17 protein-coding genes and 1 pseudogene are annotated in these 22,514 nt (G+C 66.1%); 12 read left to right on the plus strand and 6 right to left on the minus strand.

What is annotated here, in order from left to right:
* Window positions 1–9 precede the first annotated feature (9 nt).
* The 7 genes from A3M1_RS0105460 to A3M1_RS0105495 all read left to right on the plus strand — a co-directional run bounded on the left by A3M1_RS0105460 (window position 10) and on the right by A3M1_RS0105495 (window position 7,413).
* Window positions 10–1,728 carry an urease subunit alpha gene (locus tag A3M1_RS0105460; protein ID WP_018387952.1) on the plus strand — a complete coding sequence of 573 codons (1,719 nt, stop codon included), beginning with the start codon at window positions 10–12 and terminating at the stop codon, window positions 1,726–1,728.
* Between the two features lie 263 nt (window positions 1,729–1,991).
* Window positions 1,992–2,666: an urease accessory protein UreE gene (ureE, locus tag A3M1_RS0105470; protein ID WP_018387954.1), complete on the plus strand. Its 675-nt coding sequence runs from the start codon at window positions 1,992–1,994 to the stop codon at window positions 2,664–2,666.
* Complete coding sequence (locus A3M1_RS0105475) at window positions 2,666–3,388, plus strand: urease accessory protein UreF (RefSeq protein ID WP_018387955.1); 723 nt, start codon at window positions 2,666–2,668, stop codon at window positions 3,386–3,388. Before ureE ends, A3M1_RS0105475 begins: the two co-directional genes overlap by 1 nt.
* A gap of 27 nt (window positions 3,389–3,415) precedes the next feature.
* The gene (ureG, locus tag A3M1_RS0105480; protein WP_018387956.1) at window positions 3,416–4,063 is read left to right on the plus strand and encodes an urease accessory protein UreG; all 648 of its coding nucleotides are present in this window, start codon (window positions 3,416–3,418) and stop codon (window positions 4,061–4,063) included.
* Window positions 4,064–4,067: 4 nt separating this feature from the next.
* Complete coding sequence (locus A3M1_RS0105485; protein WP_018387957.1) at window positions 4,068–5,003, plus strand: urease accessory protein UreD; 936 nt, start codon at window positions 4,068–4,070, stop codon at window positions 5,001–5,003.
* A 17-nt stretch (window positions 5,004–5,020) separates the two neighbouring features.
* On the plus strand, window positions 5,021–6,046 hold the full coding sequence (gene yut / locus A3M1_RS0105490; RefSeq protein WP_018387958.1) for an urea transporter: 1,026 nt from the start codon (window positions 5,021–5,023) through the stop codon (window positions 6,044–6,046).
* A gap of 125 nt (window positions 6,047–6,171) precedes the next feature.
* Window positions 6,172–7,413: an ammonium transporter gene (locus A3M1_RS0105495; RefSeq protein ID WP_018387959.1), complete on the plus strand. Its 1,242-nt coding sequence runs from the start codon at window positions 6,172–6,174 to the stop codon at window positions 7,411–7,413.
* A 146-nt stretch (window positions 7,414–7,559) separates the two neighbouring features.
* On the opposite strand, the pseudogene A3M1_RS26855 reads toward A3M1_RS0105495, so the two are convergent.
* The 6 genes and pseudogenes from A3M1_RS26855 to A3M1_RS24950 form a co-directional block, all read right to left on the minus strand.
* Window positions 7,560–7,803 (minus strand): annotated as a pseudogene (locus A3M1_RS26855) (WGR domain-containing protein); the annotation flags it as partial.
* A 424-nt stretch (window positions 7,804–8,227) separates the two neighbouring features.
* Window positions 8,228–12,133, minus strand: coding sequence for an autotransporter domain-containing protein (locus tag A3M1_RS0105505; protein WP_018387961.1), 3,906 nt, complete (start codon window positions 12,131–12,133; stop codon window positions 8,228–8,230).
* Window positions 12,134–12,498: 365 nt separating this feature from the next.
* The gene (locus A3M1_RS0105510; protein ID WP_018387962.1) at window positions 12,499–12,906 is read right to left on the minus strand and encodes a hypothetical protein; all 408 of its coding nucleotides are present in this window, start codon (window positions 12,904–12,906) and stop codon (window positions 12,499–12,501) included.
* 384 nt (window positions 12,907–13,290) lie between these two features.
* Window positions 13,291–14,076, minus strand: a complete 786-nt coding sequence (locus tag A3M1_RS0105515) for an NAD(P)-binding domain-containing protein (protein WP_018387963.1) — start codon at window positions 14,074–14,076, stop codon at window positions 13,291–13,293.
* A 52-nt stretch (window positions 14,077–14,128) separates the two neighbouring features.
* Window positions 14,129–15,133, minus strand: a complete 1,005-nt coding sequence (gene gcvA / locus A3M1_RS0105520) for a transcriptional regulator GcvA (protein WP_018387964.1) — start codon at window positions 15,131–15,133, stop codon at window positions 14,129–14,131.
* Window positions 15,123–16,196 carry an LLM class flavin-dependent oxidoreductase gene (locus A3M1_RS24950; RefSeq protein ID WP_018387965.1) on the minus strand — a complete coding sequence of 358 codons (1,074 nt, stop codon included), beginning with the start codon at window positions 16,194–16,196 and terminating at the stop codon, window positions 15,123–15,125. The genes gcvA and A3M1_RS24950 overlap by 11 nt, the downstream gene beginning before the upstream one ends.
* Before the next feature lie 335 nt (window positions 16,197–16,531).
* On the opposite strand from A3M1_RS24950, the gene A3M1_RS0105535 reads away from it, so the two are divergent.
* From A3M1_RS0105535 to A3M1_RS0105555, 5 genes are all read left to right on the plus strand, one after another.
* Window positions 16,532–17,263 carry an SDR family NAD(P)-dependent oxidoreductase gene (locus tag A3M1_RS0105535; protein WP_018387966.1) on the plus strand — a complete coding sequence of 244 codons (732 nt, stop codon included), beginning with the start codon at window positions 16,532–16,534 and terminating at the stop codon, window positions 17,261–17,263.
* A 34-nt stretch (window positions 17,264–17,297) separates the two neighbouring features.
* On the plus strand, window positions 17,298–18,380 hold the full coding sequence (locus A3M1_RS0105540; RefSeq protein ID WP_018387967.1) for an LLM class flavin-dependent oxidoreductase: 1,083 nt from the start codon (window positions 17,298–17,300) through the stop codon (window positions 18,378–18,380).
* A 105-nt stretch (window positions 18,381–18,485) separates the two neighbouring features.
* The gene (locus A3M1_RS0105545) at window positions 18,486–19,721 is read left to right on the plus strand and encodes a branched-chain amino acid ABC transporter substrate-binding protein (protein WP_026221161.1); all 1,236 of its coding nucleotides are present in this window, start codon (window positions 18,486–18,488) and stop codon (window positions 19,719–19,721) included.
* Window positions 19,718–20,815, plus strand: a complete 1,098-nt coding sequence (locus A3M1_RS0105550) for a branched-chain amino acid ABC transporter permease (RefSeq protein WP_245261581.1) — start codon at window positions 19,718–19,720, stop codon at window positions 20,813–20,815. Before A3M1_RS0105545 ends, A3M1_RS0105550 begins: the two co-directional genes overlap by 4 nt.
* 3 nt (window positions 20,816–20,818) lie before the next feature.
* A complete protein-coding gene (locus tag A3M1_RS0105555) occupies window positions 20,819–22,492 on the plus strand; it encodes a branched-chain amino acid ABC transporter permease (protein ID WP_018387970.1) in 1,674 nt (557 codons plus the stop codon).
* Window positions 22,493–22,514: the final 22 nt, after the last annotated feature.

The following is a 22,514-nucleotide window of genomic DNA, read 5'->3' on the forward strand; positions in this document are numbered from 1 at the left end:
AGCTCTGAGATGGCGAAGATCTCGAGGCAACAATATTCGGACCTCTACGGCCCCACGACCGGTGACAAGATCCGTCTTGGTGACACCGATCTTTATATCGAGATCGAGAACGATCTCCGGGTCTATGGTGAGGAAGCCGTCTATGGCGGCGGCAAGACCCTGCGCGACGGCATGGGCTACGATAACGAACTCACCAGTGCTGCTGGCGCACCCGACCTGGTGATCACCAACGTCACCATCGTCGACGCCATCCAGGGCGTGGTGAAGGCGGATGTCGGCATCAAGAACGGGCTGATCTGCGCCATCGGTAAGGCCGGCAACCCCTCGACCATGTCAGGCGTCACGCCGGGGCTCGCGCTCGGGCCGGGCACCGACGCGATCTCGGGCGAGCATCTGATCCTTACGGCCGGCGGCATCGACGCCCATGTCCACTTCATCTCGCCGCAGCAGGCACAGGCGGCGCTGTCCAATGGCGTGACCACGCTGTTCGGCGGCGGCATCGGCCCCTCCGACGGCACCAACGGCACCACCATCACGCCGGGCACCTGGAACATCGAGATGATGCTCCGCTCATTCGACTCGTGGCCGGTGAATGCGGGCGTGCTCGGTAAGGGCAACGGCTCGGCGCCGCTGCCGCTCGAGGAGCAGATCCGTGCCGGCGCCATGGGTCTCAAGATCCACGAGGACTGGGGGAGCACGCCGGCGGCGATCCGCAATGCGCTCACCGTCGCGGACAATTACGACGTTCAGGTCTGCATCCACACCGATACGCTGAACGAAGCCGGCTTCGTCGAGAACACCATCGCCGCCTTCGAGGGGCGCACCATCCATACCTACCATACGGAAGGCGCCGGCGGTGGCCACGCGCCGGACATCATCCGGGTGGCCGGGCTCTCGAACGTCATTCCCAGCTCGACCAACCCGACGCTGCCCTACGGGATCAACTCCCAGGCCGAGCTGTTCGACATGACGATGATCTGTCACAACCTCAGCCCGAAGATCCCAACCGACGTCGCCTTTGCCGAGAGCCGCGTGCGCGCGGAGACCATCGCGGCCGAAAACGTGCTGCACGACCTCGGCGCGATCTCGATCCTGTCGAGCGACAGCCAGGCCATGGGCCGTGTCGGCGAGAACTGGACGCGTACCATTCAGACCGCTGACCTGATGAAGCAGCGCAAGGGTGCCTATGCCGGCGACACCTCGGGCAACGACAATGAGCGTGTGCTGCGCTTCGTCGCCAAGGTCACGATCAACCCCGCCATCGCACAGGGTGTCGCCCATGTGATCGGCTCGATCGAGATCGGCAAGATGGCGGACCTCGTGCTCTGGGAGACCGCGTTCTTCGGCGCCAAGCCGAAGATGGTCATCAAGGGCGGCATGATCTCCTGGGCGCTGATGGGCGACCCCAACGCCTCGCTGCCGACGCCCCAGCCGGTGATCTATCGGCCGATGTTTGGCGCGATGGGCTCGGCGCTGGCCAAGACCCGCGTGACGTTCACCTCGCATGCCGGCGTCGAGGACGGCATCGTGGACCGCTACCAGCTGACGTCAAAGGTCGTCCCGGTGTATGGCACGCGGACCATCACCAAGAGCTCGATGGTGCGCAACACAGCCATGCCGGCGATCGAGGTGAATCCCGAGACCTTCGCCGTGACGGTCGACGGCACGCACGCCACTATCGAGCCGGCAAAACGCGTTCCTCTCAGCCAACTCTATTTCTTCAGCTGAGCGGACTATCCAACAACCGGGAGGTTGGTCGCCTCCCGGCATAACGCGACCTTGTTCGTCTTGACCGGCCTGTGCGGCAGCATGTTCGACCTTCTCCACCTTCATCAACGGATCTTATTCGGAGATGACCCCTGGCGGCCTCGGCCTGTCGGTGGCCTATCGCATCGCCAGTCTCGTCATCGGCTACAGCGTTACCTGGCTCGGCCTCAACGTCGCGACGCGGATACGTCGCGCCTGAGGCACGGGTCGTTTCGGAGGCACACATGATTCTCGTTGAGAGCACGCTCGGTAATCTGCGCGACCCGGTCTGGCAGGAGCGGGTCCGGCTTGGCACGCTCGACCTGCTGGAGCTGGAGCAGTGGGAGGCGCCCAAGAGCCGGCTGCGCAAGGCCAGCGCGGGCGGAATCGAGCTCGCTATCTCGCTGCCGCGCTCCGCGCACCTGCATGACGGCGACGTGCTGCACTATGACGCCGCGGCGAACATCGTGGTCGCCGCCCGCATCGCACTCAAGGATGTGCTGGTCATCGAGCTGGACGCCATTGAGACGCTGTCGCCGACCGAGATCCTGCGCACCTGTTTCGAGCTGGGCCATGGCCTCGGTAACCAGCACTGGCCGGCCGTGATCAAGGGCTCCACCGTCTATGTGCCGCTCTCGGTCGACCAGAAGGTGATGGCGTCGGTGATGCGCACCCATGCCTTCGAGCATGTGAAGACCCGTTTCGCGCCCGGCGAGGAAATCGCCGCCAAGCTGGATGCCCGCGAGGTGCGCTTGCTCTTCGCCGGAGCCGACGCGACGCCGCACCATCATCACGGAGGGCATGCCCACGAGCACGAGCACGAGCACGAGCACGGGCATTCGCATGACGATGACCACGTACATGACCATGACCACGCACACCCGCACGCACATCCTCACCCCCATGCGCCGGTGAAGTGATGGCGGAAGGGGAGAAAGATCGGGGCGGCGGCTCCACCGGCATGGTGCATCTGGCGCGCCTGCTGCAGTTCTCGGACTCCACGCTGCCGATCGGGTCGTTCGCGTTCTCCAACGGGCTGGAATCCGCGCTGCAGACCGGCGTGGTCTCCGATCCTGAGAGCCTGCTGAGCTATGTCCACCTCATCCTGCGCCAGACCGCGCGGATGGACGGCATCGCGCTGCTGCACGCCCATCGCGCCGCGCGCGCAGGCGATTACGCCACCCTGCTGCGCGCCGACGATGAGCTGTTCTGCCGCCGCGTGGGGGAGGAGCAGCAGTTGATGCTGACGCGCGTCGGCAAGAAATTCGCCGAGTTGGTGCTCAAGATCATGCCCTCGCCCACGCTCGGGCGCTGGCTCGACGACATCAAGGCGAACGCGACGCCGGGCTGCTTGCCCGTCGGCCAGGCGATCGCGCTCGCCCACATGGGCGTGGACGAGGTCGAGGCCTTCGTCATGCACCAGTACGGCATCGCCTCGATGATCCTGAGTGCGGCGCTGCGGCTGATGCGGATCGACCATCTCGACACCCAGCGCATCCTGTTTACGGCCCAGGGACGGGTCGAGGGCGACTATCTGTCGGTGCGCGACCTCTCGCTCGACGAAATGGCCTCGTTCGCCCCCGTCTTCGACGTCCTCGTCGCCCACCACACTACTACCCATGTCCGGCTGTTCATGAACTGAACGCGGCATTGGCAAAGGAAGCGGCCCATGAAGAAGATCACGCGCATCGGCATCGGCGGCCCGGTCGGCTCCGGCAAGACTGCGGTCATCGAAACCATCACCCCCCGGCTGATCGATCTCGGAATCAAGCCGCTGATCATCACCAACGACGTGGTGACCACCGAGGACGCCAAGCAGGTGCGCCGCACGCTGAACGGCATCCTGATCGAGGAGAAGATCGTCGGCGTCGAGACCGGCGCCTGCCCGCACACCGCGGTGCGCGAAGACCCCTCGATGAACATTGCCGCCGTGGAGGAACTGGAGGAGAAATATCCCGACAGCGACGTGATCCTGATCGAGTCCGGCGGCGATAACCTGACGCTGACCTTCAGCCCAGCGCTGGCCGACTTCTACATCTACGTGATCGACGTGGCGGCCGGTGACAAGATCCCGCGCAAGAACGGCGCGGGCGTCTGCCAGTCCGACATTCTGGTGATCAACAAGAAGGATCTCGCCCCCTATGTCGGTGCGAGCCTCGAGGTGATGGACCGCGATTCCAAGCTGATGCGCGGCAAGAAGCCGTTCGTCTTCACCAACTGCAAGACCGGCGAGGGCATCGACGATCTGATGCGTCTCATCCTCGACATGGCGCTGTTCGACGTGAAGGTCACGTCGCCGGCGTCGGTGGATGCCTGACGCCATGGCGCTCCCCGAGCAACTCGTCCGCCTCGATGCGGCGCGCGAACTGCGCGACTTCAAGGACGAGCCGGCGCAGATGCGCGCCGCCGCGCCCGGGAAGGTCGGGGAACTGCGTCTTGGTTTCTCACTGCGCAACGGCCGCTCGGTGCTGCACGACCTCTACCGCGTCGCCCCGCTCCTCGTGCAGCAGGCGCTGTACTGGGACGAGGCGATGCCGGATTTGCCGATCTGCTCGATCATCTCGGTCGGCGGCGGCATCCTGCAGGGCGACCGCTACACGATCGACATCCGGGTCGGCGAGGGCGCCTGCGCCCATGTGACTTCGCAGAGCGCCAACCGCGTCCACCGGATGGATGCGAACTACGCCTCCCAGCACCAGACGGTGACGCTGGAGGCCGGTTCCTATCTGGAATACCTGCCCGACTTCACCATCCCCTACCGCCAGTCCCGCTTCATCAACCAGACCGACATCGTCATCGCCGAGGACGCGACGGCGCTCTATGGCGAGATGATGCTGGCGGGGCGAAAGCATCATCTCGCCGAGGAGCGTTTCGGCCTCGACCTGCTGTCAGTCGCCGTCTCGGTGCGCCGCCCGGACGGGCGCCGGCTGTTCGCCGAGAAGATCCTGATCGAGAAGAACGACCCGATGGTCGACGCACCGGCCGTAATGCGCGGCTATGACGCCTTCGCCAACATCATGTGCCTGACCCCGCCGCCGATCGCCGCCCGCATCAAGGAGCGGTTCGAAACCTGCTTCCCCGCCGAGGCGCCGCGCGCGATCGCCGGCGTGTGCCGGCTGCCCAACGAGGCCGGCCTGATGCTGCGCGCGGTGGGCGTGGAAACCTATGACGTCCGCAAGGAAGTGCGCCGGTTCTGGCGCATCGTTCGCGAGGAAGCCCGCGGACATACCTTGCCGGACGAGTTCCTGTGGCGCTGACCCGTGGGGGGCCGTGAATGTCCAAGGTGACAACCAATTTCGCCGTCCAGTCGCTGCGTGGCACCAGTCAGGTGTTCTTCATGGAGAACGCGCTGACCGGCGTGCTGTTCTTCGCCGCTATGGCCTACGCCTCCTACGTGTCGGGGGTGTGGGCTACCACCATCGGCGCGGCAGTGGGCGTCGTGGTGGCGACGCTTACCGCGCGGCTCATGGAATGCGACGACGCGTCGGTCGCCTCCGGCCTCTACGGGTTCAACGGCGTTCTGGTGGGCGCGGCGCTACCGACCTTCATAGCCGCCTCGCCGCAGCTCTGGGTCTATGTCGTCGTCGGCGCGGCGGCGAGCACGGTGATCACCGCCGCCTTCAGCGCCACGCTGACCAGCAAATGGGGCATCCCCGGCTCCACCGGGCCCTTCGTCCTCACCGGCTGGCTGATGGTCGCCGGCGCCTATTCCTTCGGCGGGCTTCATGTTACCGGCGATGCGCCGAAAATGCCGACCGACTATGTGCAGGGCGTGGCCGCGCTCCCCGCGCCGTTGGAACTGGTGGAGATCTTCTTCCGCAACATCGGGCAGGTCTATTTGCTGGATGCCTGGATCAGCGGCGCGATCATCCTCGCCGGCATCTTCATCGCCTCAGTGCCGGCGGGCATCGCCGCCGCCGCCGGCTCGCTGGTCGCCATGGCGGTGTCGATGGCGATGGGCGCCGATCCGGCACTGGTGAGCCAGGGCCTCTACGGCTTCAGCTCGGTGCTGACCGCCATCGCCGTCGGCGTGATCTTCCTGGCCCCGACCCCGAAAATCGTCGTCTACGCCCTGCTGGCGACGGTGATGACCGTGTTCGTGCAGGGCGGGCTAGACGTCCTCGTCGCGCCGGTAGGCATTCCCTCCTTCACCGCGCCCTACGTGCTGACGATGTACCTGTTCATCGCCCCGAAGAAGCTCATGGCCCCACATCCGCACCGGCCGGTCTCCGGCCACATGGTGGCGCGGCACGACAAGCAGGACGCGGGCAAGGCGCCGGCCCCCTCCGCCATGTCCTGACATTGATCGACGACGGGGCGGGGCCGCTTTGCCCCGTCCGCTTCCCGGCCGGGCAAGGCGCGCCCGTCGTCTCCAATACCGGTCGCCCCGCCGCCGACTCTCGCGGCATTTATTGAGGAACTGCCATGCAAGGCATAAATGCAGGCGATACCGCCTTTATTCTCCTGTGCACCGCGCTTGTGTGCATGATGACCCCGGCGCTGGCCCTGTTCTATGGCGGCCTGGTGAAGCAGCGCGACATGCTGTCGATCATGATCCAGAACTTCGTCTGCATGGGCGTGATCGGGCTGATCTGGGTGTTTGGCGGCTTCAGCCTCGCCTTCGGCCCGGATATCGGCGGCGTCATCGGCGACATCGTGCCCTATTTCGGCATGTACCATGTCGGCGTCTCGCCCAACCCGGAGTTGGGGCCTTCCATCCCCTTCATCATGGTGTTCGCTTATCAGATGATGTTCGCCATCATCACCCCGGCGCTGATGACCGGCGCTTTCGTCGGCCGGTTCCGCTTCGGGGCCTATCTGCTGTTCATCGCCTTCTGGACCATCCTGGTCTACCTGCCCGCCGCGCACTGGATCTGGGGCGGCGGCTTCCTCGCCCGGCTGGGCGTGGTCGACTTCGCTGGCGGCATTGTCATCCACACGGCGGCCGGCTTCTCCGCGCTGGTCACCGCGGCCTTCCTGGGCAAGCGCAAGCTGGCGCCCGGCGAGAGCGAATCCGAACCGGCGAGCCTGCCGCTGGTGGCGCTCGGCGCGGGCCTGCTGTGGTTCGGCTGGTTCGGCTTCAATGCCGGCGGCGCCTATGCGGCCGATGCGCTGGCGGCCTATGCCTTCACCAACACCATGCTGGCCGGCTCAATCGCCATGCTGGTGTGGATGTTCTGGGAATGGCGGGAAACCCGCCGCCCGACCTTCTCCGGCGTGCTGGTTGGCGCGGTGGCGGGCCTGGCGACCATTACCCCCGCCTCGGGCTATGTCGAGCCTATCGCCGCCCTGCTCATCGGCGCCGTCGGCGCGACGGTCTGCTACCACGCCAAATATGTCCAGAGCTGGTTGAAGATCGACGATTCGCTGGAGGTCTGGCGCGCCCATGGCGTCGGCGGCATGACCGGGGCGTTGCTGATCGGCGTGCTGGCGAGTTCGCACATCAACGAAGTGGCCGCCGGTGGGCACCAACTGCTCGTGCAGTTCTTCGCGGTCGTGCTCGTCGCCGCCTATGCCTCGCTGATCACCTACATCCTGTTGAAGCTGCTCGACGGGATGGGCATCCTGCGGGTCTCGGACCTCATCCAGGAGGAAGGCCTCGATAGGCCGCTCTATGGCGAGAGCGCCTTCAATTTCTGGAACATGGATCGCGGCCGCCCGAAATGATATCCGACATGGGGGGCCGATGGACGGCCCCCCATGTCGCGGCCCCTCGCGCGGCCGCCAAGGTTGATTTCCGGACAGGTGGAAGGCGGCTCCTTCGGTGATGTCGGAAGTTCAAATGTTGGCAGACTGCCACGCGCGTTTTCTCTAGCCTTTGGACGACAGCCGCGCTTTCGCTGGCCTCGAAGCAGGTCGAGGAACCGCCGGACGGCTTCATCCTCGCGCTCGAAGGAGTGCACTGCGCCTGCCCGTGCACGCCGATGCGCCCCCAGCGCGGCGTGTGAGGCAGACGTCGCCGAACAACGTCTGTTCGATCGACAGCACATAATAGCGGGCCATCTTACGGGCCGGGTCCCGCCGTTCGACATAGAGGTGGCAGGGTTGCGCGATCATGAGCCGAGAGTCGCGCACCGGCCCTCGAGGGCGCTATAAGCGCGACCCCGTCCGCATGAATCGCTTCGGCTCTTCACGCTTGAACGTGATGCCAATCAACGTGTCGGAGCGGCAGCAATGGCCCCTTAAGATGCGGGGCGAGATGCCTTTGGTGGCGAGCGCGTTCCTTAGCCAGACAGGGTCATCGTCCCAGTCGGTGATTAGGTGCTGGGCTGGCGGCAGGGCGGCCAGGACGGCGAGCACCTTCGGCGAGCACCCTTATGATCGCTCATCCGGCCTTCCGACGGCCGGACGAGGATCGGGCGTTCCTCGAAAGCGCGAAAACCGTGACATCGCCCGACCCGGCGGTTAGAGCTCGGCGCTGCTGAACCGATCCGCCGGGCTGGGCCGCCAATGGTCAGCTGGGCTGACCACCGGCGTTAGTTCAGAACTTCATCCCGAACTGTACCGTGAAGGCATTCTGCGACGCGCCGCTGGCGAGCTGGCCGGTGTAGGACGCGCCGAGAGACGCCGTGTCGGACAGGGCATAGGTGAGCCCGGCCTCCAGCAGCAGCGCGTCTTCCGCAATCGGCACGCCCGTGACCGAGAACGGCGTCGCGCCGCCGAGGAACTGCATGGTCGAAACCTCAGACGTGTCGCCAAAGGCGTGCTGCCAGCCGAGCGTGGCGTGCGGCGTCAGCGTCTTGCCGCCGAGCTGGACCGTCGTCGCCGCGCGCAGGCCGAGCGTCGAATAGACCGTGTCCATGCCGCCGGTGGAGACGGCAAGCGCTGCCGCGCCGCCGGTTTCCGCGAAGGAGGCGCCAGAGACGTTGACATAGGCCAGCCCCACGAAGGGCTCGAAGGCCACGGCGCCGAGCTCCATGTCATAGCCCAGCTCGCCGAACACCTGGGTGGTGCCGGTGGTGAAGTCGCCCTCGGTGGCGTCGAAGAAGCCGGGGAAGACGACGCTGCGCGACATCGACACGTCGTGCCACGTATAGGCCGCGCCGCCACGAAGGGCGACCGCGCCGAGCTGCGCACCGGCGTAGAGGCCTATGTCGACATTATCCATCGAGCCGGAGGAGGAACGGCCGGTCACGTCGAAATCCGACTGGCTGTAGCCGGCGAACAGACCGGCGCGGGCATTCTCCGCCACCGCGACGTCGGCACCCATCAGGAAGCCGCCGATCGAGTTGGAAATGGTGGCGGCATTGCCGTTGGAGAAGGTGTCGCCCCAGCCGCCATAGCCTTCGAGCCACAGGGTGGGGGTGTAGCCTTCGGCGAGCTGGGCTTTCACCGGGCCGGGGCCATAGGCCAGCGGCGTGGCGCCCGGCGCGGTGAGCGACTGCATCAGCCGCGACCCCACCGCGTCGCGCAGATAGACCGACTGCTGCTGGATCACGCTGCCGACCGAGGCATAGGCCTCGCCGGAGAGGGCGTTGAAGGCCCCCGGGGCGGAGGTGGCGGTCTGCTGCACCAGCGCGTCGAACACCGCATTGCCGGCGCCGAGCTCCTGCGCCGCCGTGGCGGTGGTGAACTGGTTCGGCGTCAGCGCGTAGTCGGCGAAGTTCGCGCCGGTGTAGTGCAGCAGCAGGTAGACGTTGGTCTGGTCATATTCCAGCGCGGCGTCGAGGAAGATGTAATTGTCGGTCACGCTGCCGAAGGTGCCGCTGACGCCTCCCGTGGCGGTGAGAATGGCGTATTTCGTGTCCACCTCATAGCGGCCGGGCACGGCGACGACCTCGACCTTGGCCTCGTCGCTAATGGTCGCGGCGCCGCTGGCGATGATGAGATCGTGCTCGCCGGACGGGGTCACGTCCACCTGATAGGTGGCGCCCTTCTCGAAGGACACGGTCGTTGCGTTGAGGGTGCCGGGCGAATTGCCGGGCGCCGCCGTGCCGCCATCATGGATGATGAGGGCAGTGACCGTGCCATTGCCGGCGATGATGCCGCCCTCATAGGCTTCCACGCTGGAGGCGGTGGCGAACTCGCTGCCGGTCAGGTTCAGGGTGGCGTTAGCGACCGACACAAAGCCTTCAAAGCCCTCTCCGCCCGCATAGGTGAAGGTGCCCCCGCCCATCAACCCGAGAGCCGTGCCGAGATCGGCGGTGATGTTGTTGGTGATGGTGTAGGTGTCCGAGCGGCTGAAGGTGAGCGCGCCGGACCCGCTGAGCACGATATCGCCCGCCACCGAGCCGGTGGTGCCGCCGGCGCCGATCTGGACACTGGAGGAGATGGTGGTGGTGCCGGTATAGGTGTTGTCGCCGCTGAGGGTGACCGTGCCGTTGGTGCCGGTGATGTTCAGCCCGCCCTCGCCGCTGATGACGCCGGCAAAGCTGGACGAAGTTCCGTTCACCTGGATCGTGAGGTCCTTGGTGCCCAGAACCACGCTGCTGGTGGCCTCGGTGCTGTTCAGGCTCTTGAGCGTGGCGCCGCTGGCCGTGCCGGAAATGTCGAGCGTGGCCTTCTCGATCGTGACGCCGCTGGCGTTCGAAAGGCTGCCTCCGCCGCTCAGCGCCAGCGTGCCGGCGGAGACGGTGACAGCGCCGGCATAGCCTTTGTTGCCGGCTGTCAGCGTCAGCGTGCCGGCGCCGGCCTTGGCAAGCGCTCCGGAGCCGTCGAGGGAGGAGTCGAGGGTCAGCGTCGTGGCTGCCGCGACGGAGAACGTGCCGCCGCCGGCGCCCAGGGTGTAGGTGCGCGAGGAGGTAAAGGATTCGGTCGTCAGCAACGTGCCGCCTTTCAGCGTCACACCGGCGGACGAAGCGCCGAGATTATTGTCTTCGCTGATCGAGAGCGTGCCTTCCTCGATCGTCCAGGCGAGGCTGCTGCTCGAGAAGTCGCCGGTCAGGGTCCAGGTCGAGGTGCCGGTCTTGCCCAGGGCATCGAAGCCGTCGGCGTAACCGGTCAGCGTGGTCGCGTCGATGGTCTTGTCATTGGTGCCGCTGAGAACGAGCGTGTCGGTCCCGCTGGAATGCGTGACGCCGCCGATGAGGGTCGGCAGATTGCCATTCGCATCCGCGCGCAGCTCGAGCGTATTGTCGCCATTGCCGAAGCTGATCGCGGCCGCAATCTCCCAGTTCCCAACATTGGTGCCGCCATTCACCGTGGCCGTGCCTTCGAGCACCACCCAGATAGCGCTGCCGCCGATGCCGACGCCGCCGTCGCCATCGGCCGCGCTTCCTGTACCGTCACCGCCGTCGCCGCCGGAAACCGTGACCCCACTCGCCACGGTGATGAGGGAATTGATCGCGCCAATGCCCGTCCCGCCCGCGCCGCTGGTCCCGAAGGAGTTGGCGACCCCGCCGGCGCCGCCGGTGACGTTGGCATTGACGTTGATGATGGCGAGGCCGGGCGTCGAATCCACGTTGCCGGCAAAGATGCCCATGCCGCCCTCGCCGCCGGTGAGTGTCGAACCGCTGGACACCGCGCCACCCGTACCGCCGACAAGGGCGGAATTCACGTTGACGGTCACCGCGCCCGTCTCCCGGAATGTGACGATGTAGATCCCCATGCCGCCCTGGCCGCCGGCGGACGGTTCCCCGATGGCTGCGCCACCGATGCCCGCTGTCACCGTGCCCTCGATCGTCACGGTCGTGGGGCCGGCCGACCTGTTGGCGATCAACAGGCCCGCTCCGCCCGTGCCGCCGATCGAATTGTTGCCGCCGCTGGCGCCGCCGACGCCGCCCGTCGCGGAGGCGGTGGAGCCAAACGTGACATCGGCGCCCACATCGGTTGTCACAATAGTGAGGCCGGCACCGCCACCACCGCCGCTGCCGGCCATGCTGCCCGAGCCACCCGCGCCGCCGGCACCACCGACGAAATCCGCGCCGATCGTGCTGGACCCGGCTCCCGACGTCACCGATCCGCCATAGCCGCCGCCGCCGCCGCCGCCGCCCGTGCCGCCAGCGGCGCCAGCACCGCCGGTGCCGCCGGTAAAGGTTAGGGTCGAATCGGTCACGCCCGATACGGCGCCGGCATAGCCATGGGCGCCGCCGCCGCCGCCGCCGCCCGTGGCGCCGCTGCTTCCGGCTGCACCGCTGGCGCCGGCAGTCGCGCCGCCGGCCCCGCCCGCACCGCCGCTATTGCCGCCACTGCCGCCCGCGCCGCCCGTTGCGCCCGCGCCGCCGCCGCCGCCACCTTCTGACCCCGTGGTGCCGCTGGTGCCTGCGGCACCCGTGCCATCTGACGAGGGGTTTGCCGCGCCGCCGGCGACGCTGCCGCCGCCTGTGCCGCCCCTGCCCGGCATGGTCAGGTCCAGGGCCTGCGCAGAGCCAGCGACCATCACGGCGGCAGAGGCCAGAAGCAGGCGCCGCAGCGCGCGCGAGGAAACCTTGGGCAAGGGGAGAAGCATGCGGACCGCCTGATTTAAAAATCGATACAAACAAAGCGGTATTATGGTGGCTCTGGCAGCGTCAAGATGGCCGGCGCATTCTCGCCACATTCACCGATCGCGCGCGGCCTTCCTGCAACAATTACCTCTGGGAAGGGCTTACCTCTGGTCTTAGCCGACAAGAGTCTCGTCCAAAGATGCCCACTCATCCGCCTGTGGCGCCGGCCGATTGGTCGATGGGGGCGTGCCTCGAACCAAGCGGTCTCCGGCGAGCCTGCGGCGGTTCATGGCTGGAGGCGACACAGCGCGCGGCGGGCAGAGCGACCTAGCGGAGCAAGCGGGTCGCGGTCGGAACGCGCAGCGCACCCGAAGCCAGATCGGCTAGACTAGATCGCGCCCAAGCGGGACATCGCTATCTGGGCGGCGGCGGTCCACTGCAGCATGGCGGTATATGCGGAAGGCGATCCGCCACTTTTCCCGGCCAGCCGTATCCAGCCACCGGCCATCTTCGCCTCTATGCCCGGTCCCAGCGGAGCCGCCTGCGGCCATGGTCGCCCGGCCGTCTCTTCCCAAAGCGCCAAAACCGCCGCCGGCACAGAGAGCGCCGCCGGGGGCGACGGTGACGGCGCATCGAGCTCGATCGCCGCTGCCATCATTCGCTGGTATCCCGTCTCAAACCACCCGCGCGCTTCCTCGATCGACGTGAAGACGCCGGCGCGCGACGCGCCCTCGCCGACGCGATCGCCCGTCCACTCGAGCGTCTTTGTAAGGGCGACGGCACCCCACGGAAGCAATGTTCGCCTGATGAGCTGTTCAAGTGGTGTCGGCGCGTCCCATGCCAGACGCGCGGCGCCGCGGCAGGAGCGCGCCTCAGCTCCTCCTTGACCGTGCCAAATCCCAAACGCTGACGACCGAAAGCTCGTGCTCGTTCGTTCGTGCATCCCTCTCGATAAGGCGTGTTTTGATCAGGTGGTCGCGGGCGGAACTGGCGAACAGACCCGCCTGCCGCGAACAGCATGAGGCGGATGCCGTAGGGATGACCAGATAGAACTGCTCGCCTATCTCGTCCCCGCCTGGTCGCTTGTCGATCACCCGGCCGACAGATCCCAGATGGCGCGCGCGGCGAGGCGCGCTGAAAAGTCAGGCAGCTATAACTTATCCAGAGAGCATGATCAGTATCAGGCCTTTGGCCGCGCCATGAGGACGTGGTTCTCGATCACGTCGAGTGCGCGACCGACTTCGTCGAACCAGCCGATTTCGGTCAGATAGCGCCGCCCGCGCTCGTTCAGCCCGCCTTTGGTCTCGTGATGGGCGGGATCGACGGTCACGCCGTTGCTGAAGGCGTCCAGACCTACGGCAGCCAGGCCGCTGAACATGGAGCGGACATAGTGCGTCGCGGTTTCCGGCGTCATGTCGCGTGAGATCAGCCAGTCGACAATCCGATTCTGCAGCGCGTAATGGGAGGACATCATCGCACTGCCGTTGGCGATTGCCGCGAGATCACTTTCCTTGTCCGCGACAATGAGATCGCCGAGCCCGCCGAACAGTTCTTCGACGATCGGATTGGCGGGGTAGATCACCACTGGCCCCTTGCGCAGGCGTATCGGCGGCAGCGGGTTGACCCGCACCACATGCGCCGCCGGCCGCACCCTCTCGCTCACCAGCGCGTGCGGCACGCCAGCGAGAAAGCTGACGACGGTCTGGTCGGGGCGGAAGGGCAGGTCGGCGATGGCCTCGTCGAGCTGGTTGGGTCGCATGCCGAGGAATATGACATCGCTGCCCTCGACGACCGCCGCACTGCTCTCCGCGCGTTCGACGTTAGTATAGCGCGACGCGAGCGCCTGCGAGGTTTCCTTGGAGCGCGGCGACAGCAGGATGGTGCAGCGATTGCCATGGGTCGCCTGAAGGCCGTCGACCACCGCGCTCACAAGGGTGCCCGTACCGACGAAACCGAGGCGCAACATGGCTGTACTCCTGATGAAGGCTGCGTAGAGGGGAGGGTGAGGACGTGGCGCGTCAGGCGCTTTCGCTTCCTTCGAGTCCGATCCAGCGGCGGAACTCGGCCACGGCCGGCTTCTCGGAGAAAACCGGGCTGGTCAGCACATGGAAGCCGGCGCCGGTCTCGATCTCCAGATCGAACGGGCGGACCAGCCGCCCGGCCTTGAGGTCGCTTTCCGCCAGCAGCCGGCTGGCCAAGGCGACGCCCTGGCCCTGCACGGCGGCGTCGAGCATAAGCCCGGCATCGTTGAAATAGAGTGTCTCGTCGAACGCCATGCCCCCGGCCCCGGCGGCGCCGAACCAACTGCCCCAGAAGCTGCCATTCACCACTTGAAGCAGCGTGTGGCGGATGATGTCACTCGGCACCAGCAGCGGCGGCCCTTCGCGCAGCAGCGCCGGACTGCACACCGGGAACAGCCGGTCGGGCGCCAAAAGCTCGATACGCGCATTGGGCCAGTCGCCATGTCCCCAGCGTATGGCGACGTCTATATCCTGACGGTCGAAATCAACTGGGTCATTGGAGGCGAGCAGCGTGACCTTGAATTGTGGGTAAAGCTGCATGAAGCGCTTCAACCGAGGCACTAGCCAGCGAGAGGCAATGGCGGGAGGGGCGTTGACGCAGAGCACGACGGGCGCTTTCGGGTCCGCGATGCGTTCACACGCCCGCACGAGAAGTGCCATGGATTCGCCCACTGCGCTTGCCAATGCAGTGCCTTCGCGCGTGAGCTCGACCCGGCGCGGCATGCGCCGGAACAGGCGCACCTCCAACAATTCCTCAAGCTGGCGGATCTGCTGACTCACCGCTGATTGGGTGACGCATAGTTCCTCGGCAGCGGTGGTGAAATTGCCGTTGCGCGCGGCGGCATCGAACACCCGGAAAAGATTGAGCGGCGGCAGCCGGGCGGCGCGGCGAACCGGACGCATGTTGGATGGCGGAGCGTGTGAGACGGCTTCATGGTCCGTGAGGATTTGCGCTTTGCTCACGAGGCTGTCGTCCGGGGGCTTGCTCATCTCATGCGGCATCCTGCAGGCCGCCGTCGCGCAGTTCAACCAACCCGTCGAGCTGTGGAATCACGTCGCAGCCGAAGCGCTCCAGCGACGCCAGCGTCTCGCGCCTTCCGATGCCGGCGAAACCCATGAAGCAGGATAAATGCGTCGGCTTGAGACCATCAAGCTCCCCGGCCAGCTTGTCCGCGCAATAGGCCGGCGATCCGATCACCGCATTTTCGAGGAAATTGTCCAGGGGGGGTTCGTCATTGAGGGGCATCAACCTGAGGAATGGCCCGTCTTTGTTGGGGGCGGCGGTTGAAAGCGGCACGGCGGCACGGGCGAGGTCGCGCACACATTGCGCAGCATGGCGTGCCTCATCCGGATTGTCCGTGACATAGACATAGCGCTGCACCGCCAGTGGCATATGCGAGGCATTGCCGCCGCCCGCCTCCCAGCGCTCGGCGATGATGTTGCGAAATGTTCGTGCCGCCTGAAGGCCACGATGGCCAAAGCTCATGAAAGGGGTGTGCCCCCGCGTTGCCATGCGGGCGAGCACTTCGGGGTGGCTGCTCGCCACAAAGACTTCCGGCATCGCCAGCCCGAACGGACGCATCGAGAGTTCGGTACGCGGGATGCGGTGGAACTGGCCGGAATATTCGACGACACCACTTGTCAGTCCCTGTTCCAGTATGTCCCAGGTCTCCAGCATCTTCTGGTAACGATAGTTCGGGTCGACGCGGAAACGGTCGAACTCATAGGGCTGATAGCCGCAACCAAGTCCCAATATCAGCCGGCCGCGTGTCAGCAGGTCCGTGAAGGCGGCTTCCTGCACCAGCCGCAACGGCTCGTAGAACGGCAGGGCGAGAACGGCCGGGCCGAGACGGATATGGGTGGTCTCGGCCGCGCAATGGGCCACCATTACCAGGGATGACGGACAGATCGAATGGTTTGTGAAGTGATGCTCGGCGAACCAGGCGACATCGAAGCCGAAATCCTCCGCCATCTTCACCGTATCGACCGTGGTGCGCAGTACCGAGGCGGGTGAGGTGTTGCGATCGTAAAGGCCCATGAGATTGAAGAGGCCGAGTTTTGTCATTGCGGTCCCCTCCCGTGGCGACGGAACTCGTCCCGGAACGCACGTCCCGGCGCATGCCCCATGGTCCGTTGCAAGCCTGTCACTGCACGCATGCCTATTATCGCCGACATGGCGCTCTTCATCTCAAAGCATATGAACAGCGCCGGACCGCCGCAAATTAGCACTTCTTATGCTTGGCCAAGCGCGGCTTTCGGGCCCGCGCCAGCCGCGGCTTTCCTTATCGTTCCATGAGAATTGATCGTTTGTGATCGGCACCACCGGTCGGGAACACTCAGCCTCAACAATGCCATCGTGCCTCAAGCGGTGGCGCCACGTTTCCAGAGATCGGAGCCTCCATGCAGGGTCATACCATTATCGTCACCGGCGGCGGCAGCGGCCTCGGCCGCGCCATCTGTCTCGGTCTCGCCGATGCCGGCGCGCAGGTGGCTATCCTCGAGATCAATGCGGAAGGCGCGCAGCTGGTGATCGACGAGATCACGGCGAAGGGCGGCAAGGCCTTCTCGGTGATCGGCGACATCACCACCCGCGACAGCGCCAAGGCGCTGGTGGACGAAGCTATTGCAAAGGCCGGGCGCATTCATGGCCTGGTCAACTGCGCGGGCGTGTATCCGCGCCGCCCGATTCTTGAGATTACCGACGCCGACTGGGACTTCAGCTTCTCGGTCAATGTGCGCGGGCTCTACAACGTCTCGGTGGCGGCCATCGCCCACATGCAGGCTCAAGGCGGCGGGCGCATCGTCAACATCGCGTCGATCGACGCGCTGAAGGCGCACCCCAAGAATGCACATTATGCGGCGATGAAGGCCGCGGTGGTGAGTCTGACCAAGAGCATGGGTCTGGCCTGCGCCCCTGATCAGATTCTCATCAACGGTGTGGCACCGGCCGGCATTGCCACCGAGAAGGCGCGCGCCGCCGGCTTCCTGCCGGAACTCGCGGCGCAGACCGCGCTCGGGCGTGCGGCGGAGCCGGAAGATGTCGCTGATGTGGTTATCTTTCTGGTCTCGGAAAAGAACAGATACATGGTCGGCGAAACCGTCGCGATAAGTGGTGGTTACTTCATCGCCTGATGTTGTACGCCTAACTGAAAATCAGAGTATTAAAATGCACTTCGGCATATTCAATCTTATGGGCCTGCGCGACAACCCCGGCGGTGTCGCTGGCGTCATCGACGATACGCGAAGCATGGTGAAGCTGGCCGAGGATATCGGCTTCGACATTGCCTGGTTTGCCGAGCATCACTTCACCAATTACTCGGTCAGCGTGTCGCCGCTGATGGTGGCGGCGCATATGGCGGCCCATACCCGCCGCATCCGCCTCGGCGCCGGCGTGGTGGTGCTGCCGCTCTACCAGCCGCTGCGTGTGGCGCAGGAGATCGGCCTGCTCGATCAGCTCAGCGGCGGGCGCGCGGTGCTCGGCGTTGGCACTGGCTATCAGGCCTATGAGTTCGAGCGCTACGGCGCCGATGTCGCCAAGAAGACGGAAATCTTCCTCGAATACTGGTCGGTGGTCGAGCAGGTGCTCGCGGAAGGCCGCGTCGCCTTCGAGGGCAAGCACATCACCGTGCCGGAAACAGCCATCACTGTGCGCCCGGTGCAGCAGCCCATGCCGCCCGTCTATTGCACCTCGCCGCACCCGCCGATCCTGAAGGCGCTGGCGAAATGGGGTGGCGTGCCCTTCATCACCGCCGGCTGGCGCGGTTCCGAGGCGCTGTTCGGCATTGCCGAGCAGGTGCGCGCCTCCTGGGTGCAGGGCGGGCTCGACGCTCCCACCATGCCGGTGGCGCTTCAGCAGTACATCCACGTCACCGACAGCGCGAGCGAAGCGCTCGAGGCGGCCGAGCGTGCCCGCTATGTCGGGCGGATGGTGCACGGCCTGCGCAGCAATGTGCTGACGCTCAACGGCTCCTTCGTCGAGGCGGCCCCCATTCCCGACGAGCCGCCGCTGGAGACCTTCCGCGACAATTTGCTGATCGGCGACCCCCACCATGTGGCGGAGCGGCTGGTGCAGGAGATCCGCCGGCTCAACCCGCAGCACTACAACTGTTTCTTCCAGTTCGGCGATATGCCCGTCGCCCGCGCGCGACGCGCGTTGGAGCGCTTCGGCGCCGAGGTGATCCCGCTGGTCGAGCGCGAGGTGGGCCCCTTGTCAGCCATCGGAATGCCTGTCCCGGCCGCGGCCGAGTGACATGTGACGAACTCCGGATCGCAGCTTCGGAGAGGTGCCCAAACCGATCTTTCGAACGACGCGGCCGGCAAATAGGTCGCGCGCCTAACCAGAGGATGGACGAAGATGAATAGGGTATTGTTGTCCGCGGCGACGCTTGCCGCGGTGCTTCTCGCCGGCTCCGGCAGCCGGGCTGAAACGCTCGGCCCCGTAACGGATGCCCTTGGCGTCGTGAAGATCGCCAAGGGCCAGCCGATCCTGATCGGCGGCTATTCCTCGCAGTCCGGCGGCGATACCAACCAGGGCATCGACGAACTGCGTGGTGCCGAGATCGCCATCAAGGACGCCGGCGGCAAGGTGCTCGGCTTCCCGGTGAAGCTGCTCGGCGAGGACGCCCAGTGCACCGCCGAGGGCGGCCAGACCGCCGCCACCAAGCTTGCGGGCAACAAACAGATCGTTGCCGTGCTTGGCCCGAGTTGCTCCTCGGGTGCCCGTGCGGGCGCGCCCATCCTGTGGAAGCTCGGCATTCCCAGCGTGGCGATCGGCGCCACTGCGCCGGCGCTGACCGCCACCGACCGGCCGGACGGCTTCAAGGGCTTCCTGCGCGTTGTGCCGAACGACCTCAAGAGCGCGGCTTTCACCGCCAGCTATGCCTATGACAAGCTCGGGGTGAAGACCGCTGCCACCATCCATGACGGCAGCCCCTATACCGAGCAGCTTGTGCGCGCCTTCGAGAAGGACTTCACCGCCAAGGGCGGCACCATCGTTGCCAGCGAAGCCGTTTCCCCGACCGACACCGACCTGCGTCCGGTGCTGACGCGCATCGCCACCAAGAAGCCGGAGCTTATCTTCACCCCGGTCTTCACCTCCACCATCGGCTTCCTGATGCGCCAGAAGGACGAAGTGGTCGGGCTCGCAGGCACCAAGGTGATCGGCGGCGAAGGCGTGTTCAGCGCCAATGTGATCGAAGCCGTCGGCCCCAAGGTTATCGGCTTCAACATCGTCGGCCCTTCGACCGACCTATTTTCCGAGCGTTTTCCGGTGTTCGTGAAGAACTTCACCGCGGAATATGGCGAGGCGCCGATCGGCGGCTTCAGCGCCTATGGATATGACGCGGCGCTGCTGACCATGGCGGCCATCAAGGAGGTCGGCAAGACCGACGCGGAGGGCAACCTCTATATCGGCCGCAAGGCGCTCCACGACGCGATGATGGCGACCAAGACCCTTCCGGGCCTCACCGGCGCGCTGACCTGTGACGTCTATGGCGATTGCGGCGCGGCGACCTATGCGATCTGGGAGTTCACCAGCGACGACCAGTCCTCGTTCGCGCCGGGCACCAACCCGAAGCGGATCTTTCCGTGAGCGATATCCCACGCTCCGCGACGGAGCCGGGGGCATTGTCCGAATGGCTGCGCCGGTCGACCTGGGTCGATCACGTGCTCCTCGCCATACGGATCAGCGTCGCGGCTCTCGTCCTGGTAGGTCTTGCCGGCGGTCTTACCGCCGGCACCTACTCCGCCGCCGACTTCGTGTCCTTTACGATGTTCGGCCTCACCATCGGCAGTGTCTACGCGCTGATCGCGCTCGGCTACACCATGGTCTACGGCATCCTGCGCATGATCAACTTCGCCCATGGTGACGTGATGATGATCGGGTCCTTCGCCGGGCTGTTTGCGGCGGGGGCGCTCAACGATGTGGGGCTGCTGAGCGCCCTGCCGCTGCTGGCGCTCCCGCTGGTGCTGTGCGCAGGCATGGCGGGCGGCGCGGCGATGTCGCTCATCATCGAGCGCATTGCCTACCGGCCCTTCCTGCATGTGCGCTCGCTGGCGCCGCTGATCTGTGCCATCGGCATGTCCTTCGTTCTGCAATATGCCGCGCGCGGCCTGTTCGGCACGCGCAACCGCGCCTATCCCGGCTTCGGCTGGATGGAAGGCACTGTCAGCCTGTTCGGGCTGATCGTGCCGATCCCGCAGATCGTCGCCTTTGTGGCCGCGCTCATCGTGCTGGCCGGCCTCTTGGCACTGGTGAAGCTGAGCCCGCTGGGCAAGGCGATGCGGGCGGTGGCGGAAGACCGTGATGCGGCGGCACTGGTCGGCATCAATGTCGGGGCGGTGATTGTCGCCACATTCGCCATTGGCGGCGCCATGGCCGGGGTCGCCGGTGTGCTCTACGCGCTGGTGTTCAAGCAGATCACCGTGTTCATGGGCTTCGCCCTCGGCATCAAGGGCTTCGCCGCGGCCATTCTCGGCGGCATCGGCAATCTCGGCGGCGCGCTGCTCGGCGGGCTGGTGCTGGGACTGGCCGAGGCGCTTGGCCCTGCGCTGATCCTGGAAGGCTTCGGCCTGCCGGCGCCCTACCAGCTCAAGGACGTGATCGGCTACGGCATGCTGGTGATGATCCTGATCTTCCGTCCACAGGGGTTGCTCGGCGAGCGACTCGCCTCGAAGCGGGCCTGACACATGTCCTTTAACGCCGTTACCAGCTCCTTCAAGGTCGCGCGGCGGCGGAAATCCCCGCTGGCCGAGACCCTTCAGATCGGCGCTCTCGCCGGCCTCGCGGCGATCGGCTTCGCGCTGATCGGCGCCTATGTGGCGATGGACAAGCGCCATGTGGTGGAAGACACGCTGACCTTGTCGCAGATCGCCTATGCGCTGATGGCCATCGCCGCCGGCTTTGTCGCCGGCCGGGACACGCAGGGGCGACCCTCGGGCAGCCGCATCGTTTTGCATGGCGCGCTGACCGGTCTCGTCGCCGGGCTGTGCGTGTCGGCGCTCATGCTGCTCATGGCGTCGGTCAGCTTGCGCAGCACGCTGGTGGCGGCGAGCCCGATGCTGACCAAGGCGCTCAGCCTTGGCGCGCCGATCGGCTCACTGCAGGCGCTGGCGCAAGTGCCCATACTCGGCGCCCTGCTCGGGATGATCGGCGGTGTGTTCGCGGCCATGCCAAGCCGCTACCGCCGGGCGCTGACCTGCGGCTTTGCCATTGTCCTTATCGCCGGCCTGTTCCGCGACGTGTTCGTCAGTGTGCTCGACAATGTGCCGGACTTCAACGGTCCGGAGGCCGAGGTGTTCGGCTCGGGCGGGCTCAACCGCGTGCCGGCGCTGGTGCTGCTGGTGGCGGGCGGGATCTTCGCTCTGTTGCGGGATCGGTGGAACGCCGGGCACAATCCGGCGCGCCGCGCGCGCTCCTCGAAGGCGGGGCTCGTTCTCCTGTTGGTGGGCGTTCTCATTCTCCCGCTCGTCACGAACGACTTCGTCGCCCAGGTCGCCATGCTGGTCGCGCTCTACATGCTGATGGGCATGGGGCTGAATATTGAGCTGGGCTTAGCGGGACTGGTCGATCTCGGCTTCGTCGCCTTCTTCGCGGTTGGGGCCTACACGGTGGCGCTGATGTGCTCGTCCGGCCCGCTGGCGCTGGTCGATGTGTCGTTTTGGGTAGCGCTGCCGGTCGCGGTGGTGCTCGCCGCCGGCGCCGGCATGCTGTTCGGCCTTCCGGTGCTGCGGGTGCGCGGCGACTATCTCGCAATGGCGACGTTGGGCCTGGGCGAGATCATCCGCGTGCTGGTGCTGTCCGACGCGCTGGCACCCTATCTCGGGGGATCGCAGGGCATCATCGAGATCGACCATCCGCGCATCTTCGGCGTCTCGCTGCAGTCGCCGGCGGCGCTCTATTATCTCGCTCTGGCGCTGGCCGGTGTGGTCGCCTTCATTTCCTGGCGGCTGCAGCATGCCCGCATCGGGCGCGCGTGGCTTGCCATGCGCGAGGATGAGGACGTGGCGCAGGCGCTGGGCATCGATCCCGTGGCCTCGAAGCTGCTCGCCTACACCATCGGCGCGGCCTTCGCCGGGGCGGCGGGCGCGGTGTTCGCGGCGCTGGTCGGGTCGGTCTACCCGCATTCCTTCCAGCTGCTGGTGTCGATCAACGTGCTGGCCATCCTGGTCATCGGCGGCCTTGGCTCGCTGCCCGGCGTGCTGGTTGGCGCCATCGTGCTGATCGGCCTGCCCGAGCTGCTGCGCGAGTTTGGCGAGTTCCGCTATCTGTTCTACGGCATCGCGCTAGTGGCGATGATGCATATGCGAGCTGAGGGTCTGTGGCCGGCAACAACGCGGACGAAGGAGAACGCCCGTGCTTGACGCCCTTCCGAAGAACCTGCTT

Origin of the sequence: Ancylobacter sp. FA202 (genome assembly GCF_000380205.1) — a bacterium.
Taxonomy (GTDB): Bacteria; Pseudomonadota; Alphaproteobacteria; order Rhizobiales; family Xanthobacteraceae; genus Ancylobacter.